Genomic DNA, 5,821 nt, shown 5'->3' with positions numbered 1-5,821 from the left:
GCATAGGCAACCGCCACATGCGCGGCCAGAATGATCGCGGCGGCACTCGTCCACAGGCCGGCGTCACGCGGGCCGAAGCGCGGCTGGCGGGAAAGGGCGGCGGCCGTCATGGCGCTCGGTTCCCGGCGGGTGGCGGAGCTGGATTCGCGCCGGCCGCGGGAGTTCCTGGCGAAGACTGCCCGCCGGCGCTGCCCGTGGTTTCCAGGCCGACCAGCGCCACCTTCAGATAGCCTGCGCTCCGCAGCAGGTTCATCACTTCCATCAGGTCTCCATAGCCGACCGTCTTGTCGGCGCGCAGGAAGATGCGCGTCTGCTTGTCGCCCTTGGTGCGGCTGTCGAGCATCCCGGCGAAGGCCGGACGTGGCACGCTGTCATTGCCGATCGCCAGCGTCAGATCGCTTTTCAGCGTCAGGAACAAAGGTGTCTCGGGCCGCGGCGCCGGCGTCGCCGTCGACCCGGGCAGGTCGACATTGACATCGACGGTGGCGAGGGGTGCCGCGACCATGAAGATGATCAGAAGCACCAGGATCACGTCGATGAATGGCGTGACGTTGATGTCGTGGCTTTCCTCAAGATCGTCGCCGGAGGTCTCGCGAATGCGCGCCGCCATCGCCGCTACTCCGCCGCCATCGCCGCTGCCGGCGGCACCGTGCGGAAATCGAGGTCGCGGCTGACCAGCCGCTCGACGCCGGCTGAGGCGTCGGCGAGGATCTGTTTGTAGCCGGCTATCGAGCGGGCGAAGATGTTGTAGATGACGACCGCAGGAATGGCCGCCACCAGCCCCATGGCGGTCGCAAGCAGCGCCTCGGCGATACCTGGCGCCACGACGGCGAGGTTGGTGGTCTGCGCCTGGGAGATGCCGATGAAGGCGTTCATGATGCCCCAGACGGTGCCGAACAGGCCGACAAAGGGCGCCGTCGAGCCGATGGTGGCGAGCAGGCCGGTGCCGCGCGACATGCGCCGCGCCGCCGTCGCCTCGATGCGCGAGAGCCTGGAAGCGACGCGTTCCTTCAGGCCGTCGCCGGAAACGTGGTCGAGCGCGCCGGCCGATAGCGCCCGTTCCTCTTCCGCCGCCCGCACCAGAAGCGCGCCCGGACCGCCGTTATGGCCGAGTTCGCGGCGGGCCTGCATCAGCGTCGCGGCATTGCCGATCGCATCGGCGGCGCGGCGGGCCCTCAGCTTGCCGCCTAAAACCTCCAGCGACTTGGCAAGCGCGATCGTCCAGGTAACGAGAGAGGCGAAAGCCAGCCCGACCATGACCGCCTTCACCACGATGTCGGCATTCATGAACATGCCCCAGGGCGACAGGTCATGCGGCAGCGACAGCGAAGGCTCCTGGCCGGCGACGCCGCTCGCAGCCGGCTGGATGGCCAGATCAGCCGGCGCGGTGGCGAGCGCCTGCACCGGCGGTGCCTGCGGAGCTGGGGCGGCCGTTGCTCGCGAAGGCGGTTCGGCCGGAGCCTGCACGGCGGGTACCACCGGCGGCTGTTCCTGCGCCTTGGCGATGCCGGTGGAAAGAGTGAGGGACACGGCCAGCGCCGCGAAAAGACCGTTCCGGGACAAGGCTCGTCCTCGCTTCATCATCGCTATGCGGTGGCCGCCATTGAGATAGGCACAGGGCGAGCCATGGCAGTTGACTATGAAACATGAATTTCCGAGTCAACTATAAAGATGGCTGTGCCGATCAACAATCTACGATGCGCCGATGCCACCTGGGTACGCTGCGGACTGGACCGCAGGTCGGCTGGCGGGCACGATGCGCAGACAACGACAAAGCAGGTGACCGATGATCAAGGCGATACCGTTCGACTTTCCCTATGACGGCAGGCTTGCGCCGCAGCATGCGGCGCTGCTGGTCATCGACCTGCAGGAGGATTTCCTGTCGCCGACCGGCTATTTCGCCAGGAAAGGCTACGATCCGTCGCCGCTGCGAGCCATCCTGCCGGCGGTCAACCGGCTGATAGCCGCGGCGCGCGCCGCAGGCATGACCATCATCCACACAAGGCAAGGCTACCGCGCCGACATGGCCGACATGACGCCTTACGAGAAATGGCGCCGCAAGCGGGCCGGCCTCGACGGCACTGATGTCCTGCTGCGCTCGGGCCCGGGCTTCCAGATCGCCGCCGATGTCGACGTGGCGCCGCAGGACGTCATCATCGACAAGACCTGCAACAGCGCCTTCACCTATACGGATCTGGAGATGGTGCTGCGCGCGCGGGACATAACGCACCTGCTTTTCACCGGCTGCACGACGGATGTCTGCGTGCACACCACATTGCGCGAGGCCTGCGACCGCAATTTCCAGTGCCTGACGGTTTCGGACGCCTGCGCCAGCGGCGACCAGTATGCGCACGAAGCGGCGCTGCACATGGTGACGGTCGAGGACGGGATCTTCGGCGCGCTGGCGGACTCGGAGGCGGTCATTGTCGCGTTGCGGCAACTCGCGGACGCCGTGCGCTGAAGGTTTCGCGGTCTCATCGAAAATTTCTCGCCCCACCGTTCCGTTTGCGGTTCCGCCTTCGTCTTGAGGGTCGTAACAGGTGCGAGAGCCGCGACGGCCTCCGCCCTCAGGACAAACGGAGCCGAGCCATGTCGAACACACTGACCTTGATCAACGTCTTCACCGCCAAGCCGGGCAAGCAGCAGGAACTCGCCAGGACGCTCGCCGAAGGCACGCGGAACTTCTTCAGCAAGCAGCCGGGCTCTTTGTCGTCATCCGTGGTCGTCGGCGGCGACGGCAGCAAGGTCGCCAACATCTCGCAATGGCGCTCGGCCGAGGACATCGCGGCCTTCCGCGCCGATCCCCACTTCGCCGACTACATGAAGAGCATCGTTGAGCTGGCCGCGGGCGAGAGCATAATGGGCCACACGACCTATTCCCATACGGGTGGCGTAGAAAACTAGGAGGTTGCGTGACCGGTTCGCAGGATCAGTCCGTTGCGGCGACCGAGTCCCGGCTCCGCGCCTTCGAGCGCGAGGCCGCTTCGCTGAGAGCCAGGCTGCACCGCTACGCGTCACGCATGGTCGGATCGGTCATCGATGGCGAGGACATCGTCCAGGAGGCTTTGGCCAAAGGCTTCGTTGCGATCAGGAATGGCGACATGCCCGATAGGATCGAACCCTGGCTGTTTCGCATCGCGCACAACGCGGCGCTCGATTTCCTGCGCAAGCGCGCCCGCTTGCGGGGCCGCGAAAGCGAGGTCGAGCTCGACACGATCGCCGACGAGAATTCGGCGCTGGACGCGCGCATCGCCGCCGAGGCGAGCCTGGCCGAGCTGATGCAGCTGCCGCCGGCGCAACGGTGCGCGGTCGTGCTGAAGGATGTGCTCGGCCACAGCCTGGAAGAGATCGGCGAAATCCTCGAAACATCCGACATGGCGATCAAGGGCGCGCTGCAGCGCGGGCGCGAAAGCTTGCGCAAGCTGGCGGCCGCGCCGCGCATGGCGCCGCCCCGTCCGGCGCTCGACCGGCAGGACGTGCGCCGCTTGGGCGACTATGTCGCTGCCTTCAACGCCAGGGATTTCGATACGCTGCGCGGCCTTTTGGCCGAGGACGTCAAGCTGGAGCTGGTCAATCGGCTGCGCGCGGACGGCAAGGAATATGTCGGCAATTATTTCGGCCGCTATGCCGACGAAACGCATTGGCATTTCGCGACCGGCCTTGTCGAAGGCCGGCCCGCCATCCTGGTCACCAGCCCGGAGCGTCCGGACGGACCGCCGCGCTACTTCATCCTCATCGATTGGAAGGACGGCCGGATCGCCGGCATCCGCGATTTCCTGTTCGCGGATTACGTGATGGACGGGCTGGAGTACTCCGGCACGCCGTGACTCAGCCTATACGGTGTTCCGCAAAGCGGGATGAGGCAAACGCACCCGGTTGCGGAATTTCCGCCTCGCGGCGCGCCAGCGAATTCGCGAGCAGCGTGATCGTCTCGCGCCCAATGCGGGCGATCTCGCCCGGACGGTCGATGCCGCTGATCATGAATTCCTCGATGCCGAGCGCCGCATAGGGCAAAAGCGCCAGGGCAATCCGCGCCGGCGGCCCGGCGATCTCGACCGCCTTGTGATCCGGGGTTCCGCTCCAGCCGTCCGCGTGGATGCGGACCGGCAGCGCGAAGCGCAACCTGCCGGCGCGGCCATGTTCCGCCGCGGCGCCGCGCGCACGCTCGACCAATTGCCGCACCTCGTCCGGCGAGCCGGCGGCCAGCTCGAAGACATCGGCATGCTTGCCGGCCACCTTCAGCGCGGTGCCCGATTGGCCGCCGAGCCGGATCACGAGATCGGCGCCAAGCGGGCCCTTGCGCGGCACGAAGCCGCCCCTGACGCTGTAGAAGGCGCCTTCATGGTCGAAGGGCCTGTCGTTCGACCACAGGCGCTTCAGCAGCACCAGATATTCGTCGATGCGCTGCCAAACCACGCTGTGGCCAACCGGTCGCGCCTCGGCATCGCTGTCTTCCAGCGGCTCGCTCAGCATGCGAAGCGACAGGCGTCCGCCGCCTCTGCGGTCGAGCGCGGCAAGCTGCCTTGCCGCCACCGTCGGCTCGATCACGCCGGCCCAATGCGTCAACACCACCTCCAGCGAACCGGTGCGGTCGAGCGTCTGCGCGGCGATGTCCATATTGGTGAGCAGGCCGGCCGGATCGTCCACCACCAGCCTGCGGAAACCGGCATCCTCGATCAGCGACAGTTTGGTCGCCGTCTCGGCGAAATCATAGAAGAAGCCGCCATTGGCAGCCTTACCGGGAACATGCGTGAACTCGATCGGCATTGCCATCTCCTCCATCACGTCGGCTTGCCCCGCTCCAAAGCCTTTTGAACCAAATCCGAGGACGCAGGCGCGCGACAGCGCCCCGGCGCTCGGCCAGCTTTCCACTCCGGTTACGCAACTCAGATTGTTTTGACGGCGGGTCTCGGCCCGCCTTGAAATCAGGGGATCAACCCCAGCACCACCGCGCCGGTGAACACGAATGCAAGCGCGAAGACGAGATAGGCGAAGGTACCGCCATAGGCGGGCCTCCAGCTCTGGTCGGCGGTCAGCCTTTGGCCCTTGCGGGCGGTCTGAGCGTTCTGGATATAGGACATATCGGCCTCCGTCTCAGCGCTTAATCTATAAAGCTAGTAGACTTTGTCGATTGCTATTTTTCAAGGATTTTTGGGAGAATGTTCTCAGGGATGGTGCAATCCAGGGTAATTCGTGCTCCTCCAGAGTGGAAGATCCAGCGAGCAAGCGGAGCATGGGCTGCCCGACAAATGCCTGGAACCACGGACTTTCAGTGGCAAAACGGCCTCCTTTGAGCGCTTGGCCATTCCCCGCGCGACGCGATAGCATCTAAAACACTCACGGAATCCAGGGAGACAAAAATGGGTGGAAGGCTGGCGGGCAAGGTCGCCATCGTTTCGGGCGGCGCGACGGGGATGGGCGGGGCGGCTTCCGAGCTGTTCGCCGCCGAAGGCGCCAAGGTGGCGATCGTCGACCGCAATGGCGAGGCGGCCGGCAAGACCGTGGCGGCGATCCGGGCGCGGGGCCATGTGGCGGAGCATTTCGTGGCCGATGTTTCGGATGAGGCGCAGGTCGAGGCGGCGGTGAAAGCGGCGACGGATGAGCTCGGTCCGGTCACGGTGCTGTTCAACCATGCCGGCACGATCGTGATAAAGCCCTTCCTGGAGACGACGCTGCAGGAATGGGACTGGCTGCATGCCGTCAATGTCCGCTCGATGTTCCTGATGACGCGCGCGGTGCTGCCCGGCATGATCGCCGCCGGCGGCGGCTCGATCGTCTGCACTTCCTCAATCTCGGCGGTGGCGGCGACGCCGAACGAGGT

At 65.8% G+C, this 5,821-nt stretch carries 8 protein-coding genes; 4 read left to right on the top strand and 4 right to left on the bottom strand.

The window, feature by feature from the left end; translation table 11 throughout:
• Window positions 1–106: 106 nt before the first annotated feature.
• Window positions 107–610, bottom strand: a complete 504-nt coding sequence (gene exbD / locus EOA24_RS25125) for a TonB system transport protein ExbD (RefSeq protein WP_126080533.1) — start codon at window positions 608–610, stop codon at window positions 107–109.
• Window positions 611–615: 5 nt separating this feature from the next.
• The gene (gene exbB, locus EOA24_RS25120; protein WP_127410161.1) at window positions 616–1,563 is read right to left on the bottom strand and encodes a tonB-system energizer ExbB; all 948 of its coding nucleotides are present in this window, start codon (window positions 1,561–1,563) and stop codon (window positions 616–618) included.
• Window positions 1,564–1,786: 223 nt separating this feature from the next.
• Between exbB and EOA24_RS25115 the strand changes: the two genes are divergently transcribed.
• The 3 genes from EOA24_RS25115 to EOA24_RS25105 all read left to right on the top strand — a co-directional run bounded on the left by EOA24_RS25115 (window position 1,787) and on the right by EOA24_RS25105 (window position 3,827).
• Window positions 1,787–2,461, top strand: coding sequence for an isochorismatase family cysteine hydrolase (locus tag EOA24_RS25115; protein WP_126080535.1), 675 nt, complete (start codon window positions 1,787–1,789; stop codon window positions 2,459–2,461).
• Window positions 2,462–2,589: 128 nt separating this feature from the next.
• Window positions 2,590–2,904 carry an antibiotic biosynthesis monooxygenase family protein gene (locus EOA24_RS25110; RefSeq protein WP_126080536.1) on the top strand — a complete coding sequence of 105 codons (315 nt, stop codon included), beginning with the start codon at window positions 2,590–2,592 and terminating at the stop codon, window positions 2,902–2,904.
• 8 nt (window positions 2,905–2,912) lie between these two features.
• Complete coding sequence (locus EOA24_RS25105; protein ID WP_126080537.1) at window positions 2,913–3,827, top strand: sigma-70 family RNA polymerase sigma factor; 915 nt, start codon at window positions 2,913–2,915, stop codon at window positions 3,825–3,827.
• 1 nt (window position 3,828) lies between these two features.
• Here the strand turns inward: EOA24_RS25105 and EOA24_RS25100 are convergent, their stop codons facing one another.
• The gene (locus EOA24_RS25100; RefSeq protein WP_126080538.1) at window positions 3,829–4,767 is read right to left on the bottom strand and encodes an LLM class flavin-dependent oxidoreductase; all 939 of its coding nucleotides are present in this window, start codon (window positions 4,765–4,767) and stop codon (window positions 3,829–3,831) included.
• A gap of 158 nt (window positions 4,768–4,925) precedes the next feature.
• Window positions 4,926–5,081 (bottom strand): hypothetical protein, encoded by a 156-nt coding sequence (locus EOA24_RS25095; RefSeq protein ID WP_095816548.1) that lies wholly within the window; start codon window positions 5,079–5,081, stop codon window positions 4,926–4,928.
• A 279-nt stretch (window positions 5,082–5,360) separates the two neighbouring features.
• Between EOA24_RS25095 and EOA24_RS25090 the strand changes: the two genes are divergently transcribed.
• The coding region (locus tag EOA24_RS25090) for an SDR family oxidoreductase (RefSeq protein ID WP_133374600.1) at window positions 5,361–5,821 on the top strand (461 nt) is incomplete at its 3' end.

The sequence above is a fragment of the Mesorhizobium sp. M2A.F.Ca.ET.039.01.1.1 genome, from assembly GCF_003998035.1.
Lineage (GTDB): Bacteria > Pseudomonadota > Alphaproteobacteria > Rhizobiales > Rhizobiaceae > Mesorhizobium.
This window is presented reverse-complemented; position numbering and strand designations above follow the sequence as displayed.

What these genes read in the sequence shown, in the direction of transcription:
- EOA24_RS25100 (WP_126080538.1), bottom strand. Translation starts at nt 4,767, where the DNA reads ATGCCGATCGAGTTCACGCATGTTCCCGGTAAGGCTGCCAATGGCGGC.
- EOA24_RS25095 (WP_095816548.1), bottom strand. Translation starts at nt 5,081, where the DNA reads ATGTCCTATATCCAGAACGCTCAGACCGCCCGCAAGGGCCAAAGGCTG.
- EOA24_RS25115 (WP_126080535.1), top strand. Translation starts at nt 1,787, where the DNA reads ATGATCAAGGCGATACCGTTCGACTTTCCCTATGACGGCAGGCTTGCG.
- EOA24_RS25110 (WP_126080536.1), top strand. Translation starts at nt 2,590, where the DNA reads ATGTCGAACACACTGACCTTGATCAACGTCTTCACCGCCAAGCCGGGC.
- exbD (WP_126080533.1), bottom strand. Translation starts at nt 610, where the DNA reads ATGGCGGCGCGCATTCGCGAGACCTCCGGCGACGATCTTGAGGAAAGC.